The following is a 23,600-nucleotide window of genomic DNA, read 5'->3' as shown; positions in this document are numbered from 1 at the left end:
TTTAACAAAAATGCTGTACACAGCCAATATTAGCAACAAAAATTCAGAAAAAATAAGCCTGTTAATGAGGCTTATTTGTTGTTTTTATTGCGATGTCTTTTTACTAGTATTCAACTTAATACTCCACCAACAATTGCTAAAGGAACTATAACTAAAGGTGCGACGATAGCTGCTATATTAGTTTTCTTTTTAGCTTTTTCCATTGTCTTTGCGGAAGAATCTTGTTTTTCTTGTGCTTGTGCGTCTTGGGCTTGTTGTTTTAACATTCTCAATGAAGCTACATTTTTTGCATCTTTAAGCAATAGAGCAATTTTTTGTTTTTGATTATTATTATCATTTAACTTATCTAATTCTTTTTGAACTTCATTAGCTTCTTTTTCAAATTCTTCTTTTGCTTGCTTTGTAATCTCTTTTAATTGATCAAGGTCATCTGGATTATTATTTAACTGTTGTTTAAGCTTGTCATATTTCTCAGATCCTTTTAGTTTTTCTACTGAGTCTTTAGCTTCTTGTTTAATATGAGCATTTTGTTGCTCATTGTTTTCTTTAATAATAATAGGGATTAATTGCTCAAGCATTTCAATATTTGATGCATTATCTATTTTTGCTCTAAAGTCCTTTTTGTCAAAAAGTTGTTCATAAATATCTTCAACTTCTTTTCTTTTATTATTATATTCAGCACTTGCTAAAGCAGTTAACTCTTTGAGTTTGTTAATATCATCATTAGCATCATTAAGCATTTGTTTATATTCATCATGTTTTTGTGAACCAACCGTACGATCCACTGCTTTTTGAGCATCTTCTTTAGCTTTGGCTAAGTCTTCTGCATCTTTTATTTTTTTAGCTTCTTGTGCAATATTTTTAAGTGCTTCGATGTCTTTAGCAGTCTTAAGTTCCTCAAGTTTTTTAGTTTTTTCAGATTCTGAATTAATTGCTTCAATTGCTTGTTTAGCTAATTTACTTTCTTCATCATAAAGATTTTCTGCTTCTTCTTTAATAGTTGTGAGTTGTAAAAGTGTTGTTTTTTGTGCAATAAGTTGAGCTTCTAATTTTGCACGCTGCTCATCTTTTTCTTTTTTGATATCAACTTTATTAGCTGTGGGATTAGCACCAAAATCTCTTCATTTTTTTGCAAAAGCAGCCTTATCATCTTCTTTTTGTTTTATCATCTCTTTATGTATATCAACTGCTGAATCAAAGTTTCTTTTAAAGTCATTATACATATCTGCACCATTTGTTTTATTGACATAAGTTCAAACCTCAGTTTTGAATTCATTAATCTTAACAGATGTTATGTCTGCATAAATATCTCTTAAAAGTCCGACGTTTCTTGCATTATCAATTCTTTCTTTAAGATTTTTTTCCTTATCTTTATCTTTTAACTCATCAAAAGCTGCATCAACTTTTTGCTTTTCTTTTAAGTAAATAGAATCAGCAACATCCTTTAGATTTTGTAATAGTTCACTTGATTTATTTTCGTATATTTGTTTAACTAATGGAATAATTTTTTCTTTATATTCAGGAGAACCAAATGTTCTTCGAGCTGACAATAAAGCATCATGCTGCAATTTCTCTGATTTATGCTCTTCTTCAACTTCCATCGCTAATTTCTCAACAAAAGACTCTTTAGCTGCACTTTTTAATTCCTCAAATACAGGTAAAGTAGTTTTTAGCGTGTTATTATATTCTGTTGAACCAGAATTTATACCAGCATCAATCTTAAATATGCTAATTAACAAGTTTTTAATGTTTTCGTTATCATTATGTTTAGCAAACAATTTTATTGCCTCAAAATGTGAAACAAATGTTCGAATTGCGTAAATGTCACTATTTTTTGTATCAAATTCTTTAAATGTTTCTTTTTTTCTAAGATCATCAGCAACTTTAAAAGAATCACTTACATTTAAACCTTTTAAACGACCTAATAAATAGTCACCATAATTAAATTTAACTTGATCTCACAATTGAATAAAAGTAGATCAAAAAGAATTATGCACTGCAAATGTATACTGTGAACTAATATTATCAAACTCTGATTCAGGAAATATGTTAAATTGTTTAAGTTTATCTTTATAAGGCAATTTTTCGAGTTTTTGATCCTCAAAACCTATTAATTTTTTCAAAATTTTATATGCAAATGTCATATCATAATGAGTTTTAAAAGCTTCTGTATATCAGTAAAGCTCATAGCTATCTACGTCATCATAATCATCATATGAAGGCTCAGGTGATACTTTTGTACTATAAACATCACTATCATGAGCCAATATCTCCTGAGTAGTTTTTGAATTTTTGGTTTCAGTTTTACCTTGAGCACTTACAACTAATGGTGTACTAGCAATAATAGATGCATTTAATAATAGACTTAGTTTAAGCTTCATATTTTCTCCTAATTAATATATGTATTCATATATGTATAAACTGTGTAAGTTTGCACATTATATATCCGATGCAAATGTACATATATTGTTTAATATTTAAGTAAACTAATAATACACAAAAAAAGTAAAAAATGCAAATTTATTTCATATTTTGGGTTATTTTGCATTTTTTATGATTAATATAATAATTAGTGTTATAACAAATATAACTAAAACAAAAACAACATAATTAAATTAATGAATCCAATCACACAAAATTATCTACGGTACCTGAGAGAAATTTGTTCCTAACTGAGGGGTTATTCACAACCAAATGCAAATAATTTTCGAAGAAGAATAAGAAAAATTTAAAATAACCAAATAACATTTAGGAGATTAAATTCTCCGCTTTTGCATTGTTATTTGGTTATTTTTGTATAGTAAATTTGGATTTGTGTTTTTGCTATTCTCAAATATCTTACTTAAAAGTAAGACAGAGATAAATTTACACAAAATTTGCTACATTATAGAAATATTAACTGTGATTTGATTTTTTAGACATTAATTAATATTTTTTTAGTTTTTCCAATAATTGATTAGCTAATGCGTCTTGTTGCTCTTCGTTTAAGCCAACACTTTTTGTTTTGTATTCTTTTTCTAATATAAGAGATTCATTAATAAATGCTTTAAGGTTTATAACTTTTTCTTTGTATTTTTCGAACGAATCAATATAAGTAGCCAAGCTTAATTGATATGTTTGTAGATAAAAGTCAATAGCTGATTTAACATCAATTTTACCAAGTTTTATTTCTGAGTGATTTTTAAGCATATTTGTAATATCGGCATGAATTAAATTAGAGATTTCTAAGCTATATTTATATAATTCAAAGTTGCTCTTACCACTGATTTTAGTTTTTCATGTTTCTACATTTTTATTTGGCAATAATTTTACAAGCTCTAAAATTTGTTCACCATGATTTCAACTATTAGCATTACCAACATTACCTCAAGTAAAAAATAACAAAATTTGTCAAAATAAATCTTTTAATTTTGCTTTTTCAAATACTTTATCAGCGATATCTAATAATTTAACAATGGAATCAGTTACGATTTTAAAGTTGGCATCATTAGCGGCTAACATTTTAGCTGCGGTAAGACCATAAAGAATACTTTTATCTAAAATGTCTTTGTGATTTTCAAGCTTAAAGCCAGCGTTTTCGTGCATATCGATTTTTTTAGTTATTTGAATTATTTTTTCTGAAATTTGATTTAGTTGTTTGTCTAGCTTTTCGTCTTTAGCAACTTTATAAACGCCATTTTTTTCTTTTATTTTTTCGGTCATTTTTTGAAATTTATCACTAATTTGTTCAATGGTTTCTTTTTTGATATCAATATTAGCTGCAACTGTGGTTATTTTTTCTAGATTAGCAACAATTTCATTGTATTTTTTAAAACCTTCTTCATTTTCAACCACTAATCTAAGAACAAATTCGAAGATACCATCACCAAAATAATTTTCAATTAGACCATTAAATGATTCAATAGATCGTTCAATTAAATTTTTATTATTTGTAACATTTGCCAAATTTTTAATTTTTGTTACAACAGTTTGTAAATTTTTAGAAATAGTTTTTATTCTTTCGTCTTTATCTAATCATCTATTGTTTAAATATTCACCTCTTTTTTGATTAATTTCAGCGATATTTGTAGAAAAAGCTACATATTGCTCTTGATGTTTTTGAATAGCCTCATTAACTTTTCGCTTATTTTCTTCAGTGTATTGGTTTGATAAAATGTTATTTTTTAGTGTTTGATAATCTGTATTACTTACCGTTAATCCAGCTTGTGCGATATTACCTTCATATACTCAATATAATTGAGCAATTTTCTCTGTAATAGCTTTATCTTTTTCAATATCCGCTTGTGAAACATTGAAATTCTTTTTATTTGTGCAACTTACAACTATAGCAGCAGGTGCTACTGCTATTAAAGAAGTTGTTGTTAATATTAGTTTCTTTTTCATAATTATCCTTTCTTTGGTGTTTTGTGATTATATGTTACCAGTAAAATATTTTTAATATTTAAGATTTTTTAGCTTCATTTTTTTTTTTTTTTCAAAAAAACATAACTTTGAGCCAAATTTATTTTCTTTTTTTTATTTATCAACCTATACAGCAGTTACGATAACAAAAGAATACTTTATATATTTCCTGAGCTTCGGAGTTTAAACTAAAAAAGCGAAATTTGCGCTATTTTATACGCAAAAATCGCTTTTTTTAATTTATTACATAACATTTTTAATATTTAAAGATTTGGTTGTACACATATTTATTGCTTTATTAAGAAATGGAAAAATAATTGAAGAAAGATTTATTGCCCCCACTATTAATAAAGCAACAAAGAAACGTATAAAGAATTTTCAGAAATTGTAAAAAATTGTATATAGCAAAAAACCCATTACACAGATATTTGTGTAATACGTTCAAAAAATAAACATGAGGTTAAAATGCACACAATTTACTTAGCAACAGTTTTAGAAACACCAACAAAACTTTGAGAAAGTGGTGTATTTGTCTTGTTGTATTCATCAAGAAATGCTTGCAATATCGCATAAATTAATTTATGGGGAATAGCACTTGCGGGACCAGCTTCTGAAAGTTGTTCATTAACCATTTTATTCTTTAGAGTGTATGCAGCTTGACTCCGCATAACAAAGTCCATAGCACCCATCCCAGATTTAGCATTTCGTGCTTTTATCATTTTTTTAATTGATGCTAAACCAAGCATTCTACTATCTAGTGAATAATCAACTCGAGTTTGAGGATTATCCTTTAAGACATAATATTTCTTGTTATCGATCACATCAACATAATATGGAGGCTCAATTTTACCCTTTTCAAGTTTGATATTAATATTTGAAAGAAAAATTGTTGGTTTAGTTGTTAAAAATCCATATTTGCCTAGTGATGCTTCATTAAGAAATAACGAAGCATTATAGAAATCATTTCGATTATATTTAATATACTTTCACATTAAAGAGTGCTTAGGGTTTTCAATATATCAATATTTAGGTTGGTAATTATTAATTAACTCAATAGTGTTATCAATACATCTTTGACCTAAACGTTTAATAAATAGTTGCACATCTGCTTTTAAATTCTTTGTAAAACCACCTTTTAGACTTTCAAACTCTTCAACTGAACGCTCTATTAATTTACTACGAGTTTCATCAGCATACTTCCAAAAACATGTACCACCGCCTTTCATATTTAAAACACATGAAAAGGATTGACATAGTGGCGAGGCTAAAATAATATCAGGTTTAGGATACTTTGACATTAATTGAGTGATGTTTGCTTGCGAAAGGTCTATTTTAATGTGTTTTTCTCTAGTTGGTTCAGTGACATCAAAGGTATAAACATCAAAAAACTCTTCTAAATTGTATTCAGTTATTGTGTTGTAAACACTATTTTGTCCTCCGCCAAATAAGTCTCAAACTACTAATTTTTTACACATTTTAGTCCTTTCTAACATAATAATTTTTTAGGTCTTCGATTGTTTTGAATATATTTGTATTTGATAAATAAAGCATAAATTCATTTAATATATGTTCATTATTCAATGCGTTAATAATATTATTAAATGTTTCTAATACAAGGGTTTTATCTTTGTTGTGAATGCTCTGATGACAAATTTGGCATAGAGGGATAATGTTTTGAATTGAATGAACACTATCTCAATTGAGTTCATCTTCATTCTCGTTTTTAATAAAATTCTGTTTAAATACACTTCGGGGAATGAAATGATGAAAATCTAATGGAACATTCAAATTAGTACCAATTAATGCCTTCTTTGTTGCTTGTCAATCAATTTTCGTTCTACAAGCCAACTGATTTTGTTTGTGAATAATGCAAGAATAATTGCTTAATTCATATAGCTGTTTTTTAATTATATTTGGGATTTGAGGGTCATTTGAATGATTAGACATTATTGACCAACTAGGATTTTTATTAGAATTTAAAGAAAGTTCATAATATTCATTAAATTTAGAAATCTCAAAGTCATTATCCTTAACTATTAAAAAAATATATTTTGTTCTGTCGTTCTTTAATCTTTTATAGTGATAACCAACACTTCGTGAGTATGTTACTAAATCATTGTACTTAAAATTTATAAAACTATTTGAAACATCAATTTTCTTGTCATATTTCTCAAATCATTTTGACGAGATTATGAAGTGGTATATATTTTTATCTTCTAGGTCCTTAAAAGAAACAAATAAAAATGCATCAAGATGTAAATAAGCTTTCTTTAAAAAAGCATCTTTTCTAATCCTAATCTGTTCAGGAACACTTTCAAGACACATAGAAGTAATGTTGGCGCGAAAAACGTTGTCGTTCAATTTAAAATTAGGATAATGTTGTTTGATTTGAGTTCAAAATTTGGAATTATAAAACTCTTCATTGGACACTAGTCTATCATTTAAAAGTGACATATACACTTCATAGTTCTTTGTTTGTTTCATATTAATTATTATATTATATCGAGACTGAATATATCAAAAATTTCAATTAGTTTTGGAATGTTTGAATACCGAACAAAATGAACCTCTTGAGATTAGGTTAAATTAATTGTAGTGTTATATCATGTTTGTTAAAAGTAAGCAACAAAATTTTGTTTTTTAATACCAATATTTGATAGTTTTTTTGTCCCAACCAACGTTTCGATGCAAACAAGAACATTAAACAGGTTTCAATGTTCTTGTTTTGTTTTTCTTTTGCAAACAAAAGAAGCAAAATTTCTTCTTCTGAAAAAGAAGAAGCAAGAAAACTTTTAAAAATTAAGAATGTTTGATAAGTATTTTTGTGTTTCTTGCAATGTTTCAAAAATTTCTTTAATTAGGATTTTTTCTTCGTCGCTTACTATTTCTTTATTGCTGATTTTATAGATTAATTCAATTTTTTTGCTTAGATATGTGTTGAACGTGTAACCTGTTGCGTTAAGTTTGGCTAACTTGATTGCTTCAGGAATTGGGATTAGATGTTTGCGTTTGAGATAATCATTCACAAAAAGTTCATTCTTGTCTTCAATTTTTAAAGCTTTAAACCTTTGAGTATCGTTTCTAAAGTAAAACTTTTTATCTGTTCCGATGAAAAATTTCAAATCTCGTTCTTTGTTATTTGCTATGGGTTGATTGTTTTTGTCGAAAGGGGCAAATCAAGAGCCTTCATAAAAGACAGAATTATTATTTACATTTCTATACACTGGTAAATCGAAAAATTGTTCATTATATTGTTGATTTACTGAACGAAAAACACTTATTTTTTCTTTTGTTTTGCACGAAGAATTGATGAATTTGATAATAATTTCTTTGTTTTTGTTTATTTGTTCAATTGCTATGCCTTGTAATTTGTCTGTAAATTAAATCATTTTTTTGTTGCATATCTCTGATTTTCCATACCAAAATTGTATTCCTTAGTTGAATTCTAACTAAGGGGTTCATTTTGTTTGGTATTCGAAACAAAAGAACACTTTATATTTGAATAATGAATTAGGCTCCAAAATATAGTATAATAGGTATAAAGGGATAATAATGAGGAAGTTTAACTATTTGAAAAAAATAAAAAGCTTAAAATTACCTGAAAGTATTACCGCTTTAATTAGTGAAATTTATGAATCTAAAGGCCGAATTGATTTATGAGGTGAAGGCCAAGAAGCAGAATTAGAAAAAATGTGTGAACAAGGCAAGATATTATTAACTAAAAGTTCAAATGGAATTGAAGGTGTTTACACAAATGATTCGCGTTTACAAGAATTAACTAATGATAATGCATTACCTAAAAATAAACAAGAACAGCTAATACAAGGTTATAAATATGCTCTTGAAAAAATTTATGAACAATATCAAAAAGACGAATTAACTAAGGATTTTGTTTTTGACTTATATGACCAAGTTTATTTATATACTAAAAATGAAAATAATTCTCCTGGCCACAGAAATGCTAATTGACGTATCAAATGTAATATTGAGCCTAAAAATAAAAGCTTATTAAGTGAAAGAATTAGTGCTGCTGATGCTGAAAAATATTTAGATAGGCTAATTGAAGGATATAACCGAGCTTATCAAGCTAATGTCATGCCTCTATTATTAATTCCTATGGTTACTGCTGATCTTTATTGTTTTAATCCTTTTGGCGAAATTAATCCACAAGTTACACGCTTAATAATGCAATATATGTTTTTAAAAGCAGACTTTAATGCTACTAGATATGTCCCAGTTGAAAGAATTATTGAGCAGGAAAAATCAAAAATTTTCTTTTATACATCTTTAGAAATGACCGCTAAAGATTGACAAGATAACAAAAATAATTATTTGCCTTTTATCAAGTATATGCTAATGGTAATAAATCAAGCTTACAAGGAATGTGAAAATAGATTTAAGCATTTAGCCAAACAAAAATATTCTGTCACCGAAAAAATTTTATTGGCAATTAAACAATCAATAAAACCAGTAGCTAAAAAAGACTTACAAATGTTTTTTGCAGATATTTCACAGAGGACAATTGAAAGAGCTTTGCATGAATTATTATCAAATAAAAAAATTGCAATTTCTGGCAATGGGCGCGCCACTAAGTATGTTTTAGCAGAGCAAGAAAAATAATTTACTCATAATGTTATTTAAGACATTATGAGTTTTTATTAAAATATTTTGTTTTGTTTCTAAAAGCCCTGTAGCATGGCTATTTAAGCAAAAAAATAAATAATTTTTTTAGAAAATAAAAATGTTAAAAAAATGCAACTCGATCAATGAAATATTTAATAAATCTAAATAAATTTGTTTTATTTTGTCTTGAATTAGCTTTATTTTTAATCATAAATTATTAAATATTTTTACCTTAATACATTTAATAATTTATTTGTATGATTTTATATTTTAATTAATAAATATTAAAATAATATGTTATCACGACATCAATATAGTAAAAAAATAAGATTATTTTGTTAAAATGAAGGTTATATAAAGAAAATTGAAAGGTGATATCATGGCTGTAGATCCAAGTAAAAAAAGATTTGCCGCACTTGCAACAGGAGTAGCTTTATCGTCTGTTGCTGCTGCAACACTAATTTATTTATTAAGAAATAAAAATGCTGAAGCTGATCAGGACTTAAAAAATAAAATTAAAGAATATGAAGCTTTAAGAGAAAAATTAAAAGAAGAATCAAAGTTTTTAGACAGCGACAATGAGACAAAAAAACAAATAGATAGCTTTTTAAATGATAAAAAAACTGAACAATATTCTATTGATAACAAAAAGGCTATAGATAAATTGTTAAATGATTTAGCTAATAAAATAAAATCAGAAAAAGATAAAATCAACTTAGCTATAGATAAAATAGGTTCAAACTCATTAAAAGAAGCCCTAAAAAACGAATCTCAAAATTTAAAGGATGCTGATTCTAAAAACAAATTAATTAAAGATGTTGAAAAAAGTATTGCTTTAGAAAAAGAAGTTAAAGATAACATAGCTTTAGTTAAGGATAGCGATAAAAAATCAGAATTTGAAAATAGATTAAATGATAAGATTAAAAATCTTGATGATTTAAATAGTTTAAATCAAGATATTTTAATTCAGCTTGCCAAAGAACAAGATCAAAATGCATTTGAATTATTAAAGGCTTCATTAATTCAAAGAATCAATGAATCGAGCTTAACTCAAAATATTAAAGACGAATTAATTGCAAGGGTAAAAAATGCCCAAACTAAAGAAGAATTAGAATTAATTAAAAATCAACTAGACACTTTAATATTAGCTCAATGATTTAAAGATGAGAATGTAAAAAGAGATTTTGAGGCAGAAATTTTAGATTCAACAAGCGAAAACATTAACCAAATTAAAGCTAAAATTTCAAATTCAATTAATGAAATTAAAAATATTGTTGCAACCGAAATAGGTCGTTTAATTATTGCTGAAACTAAAAAATCATTGACCAATAAACTAGAAAATATACCTAGTGAATTAGAAAATGAAAAGCTTTTAATCGAAACCAAAAACGAAGTAGCTTATGAAAATATAGCTCGATATTCAGAGCAGTTAAGAGATTTATTAAACTATGAAATTTCTCTTTATATTGTAGAAATTAAAGATCTTCAACAAAAAGATGAACTAAAGGCAAAACTACGTGAAGCTAAAACTTTTAAAGATTTAATTGGCTTAAAGCAGCAAGTTATAGAGCTTTTAGCAAAACAAGATAAAGATAAATTAGTGTCTATTATTCAAAGTGTTTTATCAAACAAGCTAAATCACAATGTGCAACTAGTAAACAAAAGCGAGATTGAAGCAAAATTAAAAGATTTAAATGAAGAAAATAAAGATGCATTAATCAAATTGGTTAATGATTCATTCTCATTACACTTTTTGGTTGAAGAAGCTCTAAAACTTGTTAATGGCTTAAATGAATCTGATGAAAAAACAAAGTATTTAGATACATTAGCTAAAGCTGATATTCAGGCTTATGAATTATGAGATATTATCACTAATATTCAAGCTTACTATTCGCCTAAAAAAGAAAAAGTTGCCAATAGAATTAATAATGAAGTTAAGAGTAAAAATAAACAATCTGAATTAAAAAGAAAATTAGAAGATGCAAAATCTGAAAATGAGCTTAACAACATAGAAAAAGAAATTGACCAGCATGTAAAAGAAGCTAATGATGTTAAGGATGACATCTTAAAACTTTTAGATAAATTAGATAATGGCAAGGTAAAAGAACAATTTAAAGAAAAGATTAATGATCCAAATACTTATTTAGATGACTTAGAAAGAATAAAAGAAGATATTAATAAAATTCTTTTAGAAGCTTGAAATAAAGCAAAGAAAGCTGTAAGCAAATTAGATGATGACAAAGAATTTACACGCTTAAATAAAATTTTAGATGACAATAAAAATACCTTAAAACAAAGCGAATTAAAAGAAATTGAGGAAAAAGCAAATTCAATCTTTAATAACCAAAAAGACAGTGCTACAGCATTAATCAACGAATCTGTTTTAAGCGAAAATGTTAAAAATGACTTAAAAGAAGATTTAAATTCTGCTGAAAATATTAAACAAATAAAGGTTGTATTAAAGAAAATTGAAGCATATAAAAATAACCATAGAATAATTAATGATAATAATAAGGATAAACAAGATAACGCTATTAAAAATATCGATATCAAGCAGGGTGAGGACGCTTTAAATAAAATAGATGAAATTAATGCTGAAACAGAGCAAATTATAAAAGCCGAAGCCAATGATGCTTTTAATGACTTAAAAGATAAAATTAGTAATTTACGCTACCCATCGGGTAAAAATTCTAAAGCAGTAAAAGAAATGCTTAAAGTTATTGAAGATCTTGAAAATAATACTGTTTTAACTCATGAACAAAAAACTGATAAAGTTAGAGAAATTAACCAAAAAATTAATACTTTAAGTCCTAGCATTGATAAATTGAAAGATGAAATCCATGAAGTTAGTGAAGGCAACCACCAAAATTTAAGTGATCTATTAGATAAAAGCAATTTATTAGCTGAAGTAGACAATGCATTTAAAGATGTTGAAGATGCGATTAAGGCAGCAAAATTAAAAGATAAAAGCGATGCTAAAAATACTGTAAATAGCTTAAATAATTTAAATACTGATGAAAAAAATAAATTTAATACCGAAATTGATAAAGACAGCACAAAGACATATGATCAAATTCAAAAAATCGTAGAAGAAGCTAAACTGCAAGATATAAAAAATCAATTAATTAACCAAGCTGAACAATTAGAATATCCAGATAAAAATAATGCTAAAGCAGTCAAAGAAATTAAAGATGAAATTAATAGCCTAGCAAATTCAAATGACATTGTTAATTACGGCAACAAATTGTCTACAATTAAAAATAATATTACTCAAGCCAATTCCGAGCTAGCTAAACTTAAATATGTAAGTGATGAAATAAAAACAACCTTTAATTCCGCTAAGGAACAACAAGATTTTGACAATTTAATGCAGCTAATTAACAATAAGCTAGATATTCAAAATCAAAAAGAAGCTTTGGATAATGAAATTGAAGCATTACCTTACCCAAACAAAGATGGTGGAGCCGTTATTGTAATAGATAACGATGCACCAGCTATTGGAGAAATTAAAAAACAATATGTTGATGCAAATGGTGAAGGTATAAAAGAAAAAATAGAGGAATATAAAAATAAATTAGATGATATCAAAGCTAAAATTACGCAAGCAAAAGCTAACATAGAAAAAATTTCACAAGCTAAACAAAAAGATTTATTTGAAGAGTTAAGAAAATCTTACACGGAAGAACATTTTACAGAGTTAAATAAAAAAATAAAAGATGCATTCGACCAAGATAAAAATGAAGCTAAAAACACTATAGACAGCCTAAATAATTTAAATTCTGAAATTAAAAAACAAGAATATAAAGATAAAATCGATCATGCTAATAACATAAATGAAATTAATAATATCATTCGCGAAGCAACCTTAGAAAATTATAAAGATGAGCTAAAAGGAATGCTTAATATTAGCGATTATGTTTCAGGTGAATCTGATGAAGAAATAAAAGCTAATTATGAAAAAACTAAAAAGGAGTTTGACTATAAAATAGATCAAACTGTAATTAATGAAGAAACTTATAAAGAAAAGAAAAAAACTGTAGAAGAATTTAAAGTTGAACTTAAGAAAGCCAAAGACGCTATCGATTCCTTAACAAGCGATGATGTAAATAATTTAGGCGAAGCAAAAAAAGACTTAAATAAGCTAATTACAGCCATTTTAGAAACCAACGAATTAGAAAAAGTACATCTAGAAATTGAAAAATACAAACTTAAAAAAACAGTTAATCAACTTGATTATGACAAAACTAATAGTCAAATTCCTGACGCTATAGTTAAATTAGAAGAAGAGATAAATAAAGCTGATAAAAATGAGCTAAAAAATATTGAAAATAACGTTAAAGCAATCCCGGACGAAATCAAAAAAGCCAAAGACGCTATTAATGCACTTACTAGCACATCAACAGAAGAAGCTGAAAAACGTAAAAAAGATTTATTAGTTGAATTAAATAAAGCCTATAAACCTGAACATTTTGATGCTTTAATGGCTAATATTGAAAAAGCTAAACAACAAAGTGATGAAGAGTATCGCGAAAGTGTTAAACAACAATTAATTGAAAGAGTTAAAAACTTACAATACCCTAAAAATAATGGTCAGCAATCACAAGGTGTTACTTCATTAATAAATAACATAACAACTGATTTTGAGGATCAAAATAACGACACTACTGAACTAAAAAATAAATGGGATAGTGAAATTAGTAAATTAGATACTGAAATCAATAAGGCAGTTAACAACATCAATAAGCTTAATCCAACTAAAATAAGTAACTTTAATAATGAGCTTAACACAAAAATAAATTCATCAGAATTTACAGCCTTTCATAGCAAAATCAATGAGAGTATGGAAGCTGATAAAAAAGAAATAGCTGATAAAATAAAAGCATTACCTAATTTAAAAAATAGTAATAATGGACAAGCTGATAATTTAGTTAACAAATTAAATGGTAAATCTTGAAATGAAATGAACTTAATTCTAAACGAAGCTTATAAAGCTGATTTAGATGAAAGAATTGAAAAATTGGCTTACCCATCAAAGGATATTTCACTAAAAACTGCCTCTATATCTAAGCTAAAACAAGAATATTCAAATATCGTTGGAGAACAAGATTACAAAGATAAATTGGATGAGATAGAAAAATTAGATAATGCAATCAAAGAAACCACGCAAAAAATTGATAACTTACCTTACAAAACAAATGATGCATTGGCTAGACAAACTTGAAAAGATAACTTAACTAAGTTAACAACCGAGGAAGATGTTAAGGCTTTAATTCCTGATATTTTTGCCGAAAAGTTAAATAAACATTATAGCTATATTGTAAGAACTCCTTATCCAATTACGAACACTGAACCATTATTGGCTGAATTTGAAAAAGTAGTTACTGATGAAGACTTTAATAGATTGAATTTAGATATTTATAATTCAAAACGTGCTGTGGCCCATAATCTCATTGATGAATTAGATAACTTATCAAATGACCAAAAGGATGCCAAAAAAGCATTAATTAAAGAAAAACAAATCAGCGAAGTTAATATTGAAAATGATTTAGCTGAAATTGATAAAATAATTTTAGATTCTTTAAAATCCGATTCTAAGGCTTTAGTCGCTAAAATTGCTTATCCACAGCCAGATCAAGCACAAGAAGCAATTAATAAATTAAATTCCGAGGTTGATCAAAAAACAACTGAAGAAGAAGTTAAGCATTTCAATGAAAAAATACAAAAGATTTTGAAAAGAATGCTTAAAACTATTAATAAGTTATCTACAGCAAATCCAAAAATTGATGATGAATATCTAACTAAAATCGATGGTTTAAGAAATAAAGCCACAGAAGAATCAGACTTTGATAATATTGATTTACAAATTGAAATTGCTATTGCAGCAAAACAATTAGAGATAAGATATAAAAATTTAAGTTCTGAACAAATCAAAGCATTTAAAGATGAATTGAACCAACAACAAAACAACGAAGGCATACAACAAGTTCTAGAAAAAGCTAAATTACAAAATGAAAGAGAAGAATTAATTAAGCTAATCAATAATCTTCCTTACACGAATAAACATTTAGAAAAGGCTCAAAATTCAATTAAAAAACTTACTGATGAAGTAAATAGCTTAAATTCTGAAGCTGATATAGAAAATAAAAAGAAAGAAATTCAAGAGTTTAGCAATTTACTAACATCAACAATTAAATTAGTAAAGGAACTACCTTACCCAGATGAAAACTCACATGCCATAACTCAATTGTTTAATGCTATAGATGGTATAACTAAAAGTGAAGACTTGCAAAAGTTATTGGATGAAAATTGAAAAAATAAAGTTTCTAAATATAAAGATACAATTAATACTTATTTTGGACATGATACAGAAGCATTAGGTGCTTTAAATAGAACTTATCCAGTCAAAAATAGTGACGACACTAAAGGATTAAATGAAGCGGAATTGAAACAGTTCCTTATTGAAAGAATGATTGCATTATCAACAGCCAGAATTGATTTATTAATGGATGATGCAATCAAAAATAATGCTAAAAAAGAAATTAATGAATTAAAAGATCAAGCAATCAGTGAATTTGACACCCAAGATACTTTAAAATTATTCTATGATGTTGTAAATAATGCAACTATCGAAGATGCTAAAAAAGCAATAAATGCTTTAGCTTACCCAAATAGTGAACAAGCTAAAAATACAAAAGCCAATATCATATCAGCATTAGTACAAAAACATCATGTTGACAAAAATGCTAATATCAACACCGGAATTAATGGTTTAGTTGATGAAATTAAAAGTCTTCAAGAAGCAGTAAATAATGTTAAAAATGCTGTAGCACAGATTAAATCGACACAAAAACAAGCTGAATTTAACAATGAATTTGCTAATAAAGCAACAAAAGTAGATTTAGATGATTTGGTTACAAAAATTAATAAATATAAAGAATTAGAAGACATAATTAATTCAATGTCAGACATTGATAGAAGTATGGTTGACATCACAAATTATGATAACAGTGAAGAAGATATCAATGCAGTAAATGAAAAATTAGCTAAATTAAGAAATAAACTAACTACCAAATTAGCACTAGTTAATTTTAATGACCTTGAAAATGAAAGACCTTTACTTGATGAATACAAAAAAGCTTATGAATTAATAAAAACTAATTTTGTTAATCGAGATACATTAATGATGGCTACATTAATTGAAAAATTGATTAACACTAATACTGTATCAGAAATTCAAAATGTAATTTCAGATGCTAATAATGCTAAAAGCTTATTAGATATGTTCTGAAAAGATAATGAAGGCGAAAATAAATATGGCAAATTTATTAAGGCAAATTCAGATGTTTTAGAAAAAAATAGTAAAGAAGATTCGTCTAAAAGACTAGTAAATGGCTCAAATTACAAAACTTATGCACAAATATTAAAAGAAATAAGAACGACAAATATAGAAAATTTAAGAGATATAGTAGTTAACAAATTGCCTTTATATAGCGCTGTTATTGAGTACTTAAATATTGATAAAACTCATGTTACAGAAAATGCCTTAAAATGAGTAACAACAGAAATATTAAAGCAAACAACTAAACGTGATATTGAAAGATATACAACTGAAATTTATAATTTTAATGACCTCGGTAAGCAAATTAAAACTGCATTATTAGACTTTGGTAAACCATCGAACAAAACAGAAGTTGAATCCACTTATAAAAATGCTACACGAGCTAATGATTTAAGATCCTTATTAACGGTAGTTAAAGAATTTAAACAAGCATTTAGAGAAGTTGAACAATTAATTAAACAGTATGAAGCCAAACCAAATCAAGATGTTAATAAGCTTAATGTTTATAACGCCGAATTAGATAAAGTAACTAACAAAGTTATGGCAGAGGCTTTAAGGGATAAAATTATACTTAAAGAAAATGCATTAGCTAAAATAGAAGGACTAACTAATTTAAATAATGAGCAAAAAGCCTATTATAAAGACTTATTAAACAAAGAAAATAATTTGGCAAACATTCAAGATATCATCGAGAAGTTTTCAGCTTTAGATAGCAAAATAAAAGAAATTAGAGACATTTTGAAGACTATAGGTGTTGAATCTAACCAAAGTGAATTTAAAGATATTTTAGATAAAGCTAAAACAGTTGAAGATTTAAACGGCGTTAAAGAAAACGTAAATAGTTTTAAAGAATCATATGCAGGAGCTAAGAAATTAGTTGATGCTTTCCAAAATTATTCAGGCAAAACTGAAGATAAAGTTAATGATTTTAATAATTTGATTCTAACCGTAACAAATGCTGAAAAATCAAAAGAATTAGCTAACAAAGTTAAAGCAGAATTTGAAAATAATTTGAAAGCAATTATTGATCAAATTGATTATCCAAATAAAGAATCTGAATTAACAAAAAGTACTGTAGTAGGCTTAAAAAATTCGATTTCTAACTTGCAAAGCCATGAATATGAGCAAAAATACAAAGATTTAAATGCTTTAAAAGAAGCAATGAATAGTCGAGCTAATAAGGTTGATTCATTAGAATATATTGATAATAATGCTGAGGCTAAATCTAAAATTAAGACAGGTTTACAAAGAGCAACCACAGCTGAAGAAGTTATAAATGTTTTTCCTGATGATTGGGATCAAAAAGTAAAAATTTATAATAAGCTTATTACTACTTATTTTACAAATACCAGAGCACGTGGTTTAATTGATAGATTTAATAAAACAACCAATTCAGATCCATCACTCACCCCTGCTGAATTAGAAAAACAAATTCTTTTAACTGGACAAGCTGTAGCAAAAGAAAACGTAAACAGATTTAACCATTTAGATAGTAAACAAGCTATTTTAGACGCAATAGATAATGTTGATAAATCAAAATTATTATCAGAAAATGATGATAATGCTATGAAACAAATCGCAGATAAATATCTTGAAGCATTAAAGACTAATTACACTAAATTTATTAATAATTTAGCTTATCCAAGCGGAGTAAATGAACAAACTTCAAAAGCTTCTAAAGCAAAATTAATTGAGGATCTAATTACAAAATTCAATAAAAACAAATCACAATTAGATGATTTAAGTGAAGTTGAAACCTTAGAAACAAAATTAAATGAAATTAATCAATTAATAACTAATATTAATAGTGCCTTGCAAGCTATAGATAATACTATTCAAGCCAAAGTGCTTGCTAATTTTCAAAGTAAATATGCAAGTGCGGACAGTAAAGAGAAATTAGAAAGCACTTTAAAATCAATTATGATTTTCAATGAAGCTATTAAAAATATCAAAGATAATGTCAAATTTGAAGACAAAGATATTGATAATAACAGACATGCTAACAGTGAAGAAGATAAGCGAAAAGTAAAAGAAACTTATGCAAAATTAAAAAACCATTTAGAACAAAAAGCCATTTCAGATTCAATTAATAATGCTAATGAAGTTAAAAAATATGTTGATAATGTTATTGAATCGGTTAAATATTTAAAAGAAAACTTTAAACAAGATATTATTGTTGAAAGTACACTATTAGATATTGATGAAAAAATAACAAAATATAATACTGAAGCAGATAAAATGAAACAAGAAATTAAAGATTTCAAAGCTGAATTAGAACGCTTTTGAAATGGTCCAGGAAATTTAAGCGGCTGAATTGAAACATATAAAGATATATTGGCTCGGAATACAACAGACAAATTTAAAAATTATGAAGAGGTTGTGCGTGAAGCAAGAAATAAAAAATCTGCACAAGAATTGGAAGATTTTAATGATAACGTTATTCCTCTTTATCATGGCTACATTGATTTATTAAATGTGATAGTTGATAAGGATATGCCTGACTCTGCATTAGCTAACTTTAAAAACAGAGCATCTAATGCCCCTGACAAAGATACAATTACTGATATAATCATTCCTGATGCAAATGAATATTTAACTTTTTTACCTGAAGCTATACAATGAATTGATAATATTGATCTTGATACTTCTGATGATCAAATTGTATGAGGAGAATATCAGACTAAACTAAGTGAAGCAGATACGACAGACAAAATTAAAGCTTTAGTTGAAAAAATGAGGGCAATTGATGAATTTTATAATCGTGCTGAAACAAGATTAAAGAATTTAAAAGCTCAAGATAAGGATCCGCAAAAGGAACAAAAACGCAAATTAAATGCTCCAGAAAAAGCTTATTTACAGGAGTATAGGAAAAATCTTATTAAAAATCCTGATAATGCCCAAGCATTAGAAAGAGAATTTATCCTAACAAGATATTATCAATCTAAAAAATTATTTGCCGTAATTCAAACTATAGAATTTATTGAAGGAATTGTGGCTAGAAATCACAAAAATATTCACGGCAATCCCGATAATCTTAGATTAGATCGTAGATATTGAGAATTAATTGAAAAATTTAGATATGAAGAAGGGTTTATCAAAGAATACAGAAATAGAGGTAGCAACATTGGCGATACATATGTATATACTGAAAATGGTAAAAATGATAGAACAGCCGATCAGTTGGCACATATGTGATTACAAATTGAGCCAAGTGGCAGTGTCTGAAATAGAGATGATAGTAGAGATTTATTAAGCGGTGCAACGCAATGAAATATTAAATGGCCTAATGAGGCAGACATTAAAAGTCATAAATTTGGTGATTATGAAAAAACTGATTCAATACTTACATACGCCTATAGAAAAATTGGAGAAATGAATAATCTTTCAAATGAAGATTTATATAAAGCAATTGACGATATAGCTGGTTTCGGTTTTGCTAATCATAGTGACAATAATGCACAAGAAGAACATGGACTTTATTCTGTTAAAGCATTATTGCGCAGAATAAGTAGTGAACAAAATAATAATATTGCATATCAAAAAATAATGTTAGGACTCAGCTTCCTTAAAGCCTATGATTTTTACAGGGGCGAAAAAGGTAATGTTATTGATCAATATGATTTAGATAAAAAATAAAAAGCAAGCCTTTTAAGGGCTTGGTTTTTATTTTAATTTCATAAAAATCGTATTATTACTTTCAAATATCAAACAAAATGAACCTCTTAGATAGAATTCAACTAGGGATTACAATTTGGTATGGAAAACCAGGGATATGCAACAAAAAAAGATTTAATTTACACAAAATTTTCTACACTACCCTATGTATTTTTGCCTAATGAATTTTTGTCTCTATTTTTAATTTTCTTCTTTAGTTACTTATGTTTCATAATCAAAATTAATTTGTTTTCAAGCTAGATAAAATATTCCTCAGTATACATTAATATATTAAAAAACTTCATATTAATTTCAATTAACCCATTAGTTGCTTTTTAAAATCAATTTTATTTAAATCTTCATTAGAATTTTCTAATTAAATAAATTTTAATTAAATTATGATCATGTTTAACTGAATTGTTGATTTTTTTCATTAACTACAGCAAATTGGCGATATTATTAATCATTCATGTTTTTTGCCTAGTCTAAATCTAAAGAATTGTCTGAAGGAATTTAAAGTAGATCGGTAATTAATTTATGTTCTTTAGTGTTATTACTTTTATCTGTATTCGTCGGTACTTAGATAACTAATGCTAGAGTAGTAATAGTTTAAGATTTGATAATGGCTTAATCGAATTTCTCATAGTAAGCCTTTCGTTTATTGCATTATTGTATATAAGTATAAAATTAAAAAATCGGTTATTCTATGCTTAAAAAACTTAATTTTTTTATGTAGTCAAGCAAACAATAATATAATTAAATGCAGAGGTAAAATTATGATTAAAAAAATTAATGTAAGTGATTTCGTGTTTAATGAATTGTTAAAAAATAAGCAAATTAAATTAAATTTAATAAGTAATTTTAGCGAAAGTGATTTTAATTTAAAACCAAATACAGTTTTGTTACTAACAAATCTTCAAACTGATAAAAAAGAATATTTTAAATTTAAATTCTTCGATAAAGCTAGTAAAACAGTATTTTTGGAAAAATATAAATTAAAAATAAATGATTTTGATAACTTTGTTTTTGATATGGATGGCACATTATTAAAACCTAACAAAGAATTTAATATGTCTGCCATCGAACCAATGAAAAAGCTAATAAAAAAAGGTAAAAGAGTAATTATTAATACCGGTAGAAACCTATGAATGCTTGCTCCATATATTTCATTTTTACCATATAACGAGGGTTTAATTTGTGCTAATGGTGGCATGATTCACGACTATGAAAGCAATCAAATTATTCATATGCAGGAAATTGAAACGGATATCGTTTGAAAAATAATGCAAAAATTAAAAGAATTAGATTTCGCTTACTTTTTACACCATGATAAAGGTTTTGCAGCTAATAACACCGATAAAACTGAGTATTTTAAAAAAGCTAATTTAGCAAGTTTTATGGGGCAAAGTTTGCAAATGAATATTACATATAACCAGTTAAAAGAGCTTAAGGTTGCCAAGATTCTAGCATCCTTCAAGGCTAATGAAATTGAAAAATTAAATGAAATTAAAGATTTTTTAAAGCAATTTGAAGAGCTAGAGGTTGAACAAACACAGAGAACTATGCTAGATATAGGGTTTAAAGGTGTCACTAAAGGTAGCTCATATGTTTGATATGCTAATAAATTTAATTTAGATTTAGCTAAAACTATGGCTTTTGGTGATGCTGTTAATGATATTAAATTGTTTGACTTAGTTGGATTTTCAGCTACACCTAATGATGCCATGCAGCGAGCAAAAGATGAAAGTTCTTTTACAAGCAATCTTACATCTTCAGAAGACTGAATACTAGACTTTTTTAATAGGTACAATTAATTTTGTATCTCTACAAAAAAATACAAACAATTTGTGTTTTGTATTTTTTTATTTTTTAATCAAACTTTTTTTACAATGCAATAGCCTTTTTAGCAAAAATTTTACTAAAAACAATTATTTAATTTTCCCTAATAAACAAGGTATTAGTTTTGCTAATTGACAACAATATAGCAACGAATTAAAAAATATAATTAAAATATAGTGCTTAATTTTTAAAGAAACATTTACGTTCTGTTTATCTTAAACTGCTGTGGCACAGTTTAATTAGTCAAATTTAAAAACAACACAGCTATTGTGTTGTTTTAAATTATTTAGCAAAATAGATTTTAGCAAACTCAACTAAAGTATTGACTAATACACCTTGAGGTTTTCCTGATAAATCTGCCGTGCCGGCAACATCACAGTGAATATAAGGCACATCTTTGGTAAATTGTTTTAAAAACATTGCAGCGGTATTGGAATCTGATTTTTCGTCATTATTATAGTTATTTAAATCAGCCACTAATGATGCTTCATTTGGTTCATGAAAATCATCGTGTAGAGGCATTCTTCAAACCTTTTCATGAGCTTTTTGAGCTGATTTTTCAAATAATTTTCAGTTTGTTTCACTTGTAGATCAAACACCAGAATAATCTTGACCAAGTGCTTTTACAACCGCTCCGGTTAATGTCGCAACATCAACTATTGTTGTAGCTTTTAATTTTTCAGCTGAATAGAAAATTCCATCAGCTAAAACTAATCTTCCTTCAGCATCAGTGTCTGTTACTTCAACGGTTTTTCCTGACATAGATGTATAAACGTTTTCTGGTAATGAAGCGTCACCATCTTGTCGGTTATCGGTGATGCACATCACAGCAGCCACATTAACTTTTAGTTGTAATTGGGCCATTGCTTTAAGTGCATAAGCAACTATTGCAGAACCGGACATATCAAATTTCATACCTTCCATATCATATCCTTTAGTGTTCATTCCACCGGTGTCAAAAGTTATACCCTTACCAACAAAGCTAATTTTTTTATCACTTGAAGGATTGCCATTATATTCAATTACCACAACACGTGGCTCATGAGTTGAGCCACGGTTAACCGATAATAATAATCCCATTTTTAATTCTTCAATTTGCTTTTGATCTAAAACAGTTACTTTTAATCCTTTTATGTTTTTTAAATCTTCTTCTACATATTGAGCAAGCATCACTGATGTACAATAGTTTTCAGGCATAATTTGTAAGCTTCTAGCTTTATCTCTAGCTTCAAAAATTATTTTATAATCATCTAATAGCTCTTCATAGCAGTCATTTGAGATAAACAAGCCAAAGTTTTTTTTCTCGTCCGCTTTATTTTTCATGTTTCATAACTTAGCTTCATAAAATAAAATTCTATTTGCAAAAGCATGAACAACATCCTCGCTGTGCAATTCACTATTAACGAATGATAAAACATCGATTACATAATCTCTATTAGCTTTCGAGATAATATTTTGATCAATAATTTTAATTAAATCATCATAAGTTTTGAAATCTTTTTCAATGTAAATATAAGCTTGATTTTTATCTAAAAACTCTGTAATTAGGCCGTTTTTAGCTAAAAATAATTCTGAATTTGCATAATCATTTTTAGAACTTTCAAAGCAAGCTTTTAAGATTATTTCATTTTTTGGTATTTCTTTGTAGTAAGTTTGCATATTATCCTCCATATTAATTATTTATAATTATATTATTATATTAATATTAAAAAAATCTATTTTTTTCCACTTTTTCTAAAATATT

General features: G+C 26.8%; 9 protein-coding genes. 3 read left to right on the top strand and 6 right to left on the bottom strand.

The window, feature by feature from the left end; genetic code table 4:
• Positions 1-71 precede the first annotated feature (71 nt).
• The 5 genes from T385_RS0102425 to T385_RS0102405 all read right to left on the bottom strand — a co-directional run bounded on the left by T385_RS0102425 (position 72) and on the right by T385_RS0102405 (position 7,625).
• Positions 72-2,381: a hypothetical protein gene (locus T385_RS0102425; RefSeq protein WP_029906223.1), complete on the bottom strand. Its 2,310-nt coding sequence runs from the start codon at positions 2,379-2,381 to the stop codon at positions 72-74.
• 544 nt (positions 2,382-2,925) lie between these two features.
• The gene (locus T385_RS0102420) at positions 2,926-4,383 is read right to left on the bottom strand and encodes a hypothetical protein (protein ID WP_029906221.1); all 1,458 of its coding nucleotides are present in this window, start codon (positions 4,381-4,383) and stop codon (positions 2,926-2,928) included.
• A 494-nt stretch (positions 4,384-4,877) separates the two neighbouring features.
• Positions 4,878-5,876, bottom strand: a complete 999-nt coding sequence (locus T385_RS03505) for a class I SAM-dependent methyltransferase (protein ID WP_051677969.1) — start codon at positions 5,874-5,876, stop codon at positions 4,878-4,880.
• A 1-nt stretch (position 5,877) separates the two neighbouring features.
• Complete coding sequence (locus T385_RS0102410; protein WP_156953955.1) at positions 5,878-6,885, bottom strand: hypothetical protein; 1,008 nt, start codon at positions 6,883-6,885, stop codon at positions 5,878-5,880.
• A gap of 308 nt (positions 6,886-7,193) precedes the next feature.
• Positions 7,194-7,625: a hypothetical protein gene (locus T385_RS0102405; RefSeq protein WP_029906215.1), complete on the bottom strand. Its 432-nt coding sequence runs from the start codon at positions 7,623-7,625 to the stop codon at positions 7,194-7,196.
• A gap of 328 nt (positions 7,626-7,953) precedes the next feature.
• Here T385_RS0102405 and T385_RS0102400 point away from each other — a divergent pair, with 328 nt between their 5' ends.
• The 3 genes from T385_RS0102400 (at position 7,954) to T385_RS03580 (ending at position 21,831) form a co-directional block, all read left to right on the top strand.
• Complete coding sequence (locus tag T385_RS0102400) at positions 7,954-9,021, top strand: Fic family protein (protein WP_029906213.1); 1,068 nt, start codon at positions 7,954-7,956, stop codon at positions 9,019-9,021.
• Positions 9,022-9,403: 382 nt separating this feature from the next.
• Entirely contained in the window at positions 9,404-19,999 is a 10,596-nt protein-coding gene (locus T385_RS0102395; RefSeq protein ID WP_029906211.1) for a rhoptry family protein, read from the top strand.
• A 794-nt stretch (positions 20,000-20,793) separates the two neighbouring features.
• On the top strand, positions 20,794-21,831 hold the full coding sequence (locus T385_RS03580; protein ID WP_029906210.1) for an HAD-IIB family hydrolase: 1,038 nt from the start codon (positions 20,794-20,796) through the stop codon (positions 21,829-21,831).
• 307 nt (positions 21,832-22,138) lie between these two features.
• Here T385_RS03580 and T385_RS0102385 read toward each other — a convergent pair whose 3' ends face one another.
• On the bottom strand, positions 22,139-23,515 hold the full coding sequence (locus T385_RS0102385) for a M17 family metallopeptidase (protein ID WP_029906208.1): 1,377 nt from the start codon (positions 23,513-23,515) through the stop codon (positions 22,139-22,141).
• Between the last annotated feature and the right edge of the window lie 85 nt (positions 23,516-23,600).

The sequence above is a fragment of the Mycoplasmopsis opalescens ATCC 27921 genome (assembly GCF_000712185.1).
Taxonomy (GTDB): Bacteria; Bacillota_I; Bacilli_A; order Mycoplasmatales; family Metamycoplasmataceae; genus Mycoplasmopsis; species Mycoplasmopsis opalescens.
The sequence above is the reverse complement of the archived record's forward strand: the minus strand, read 5'-3'. Positions and strand labels throughout refer to the sequence as shown.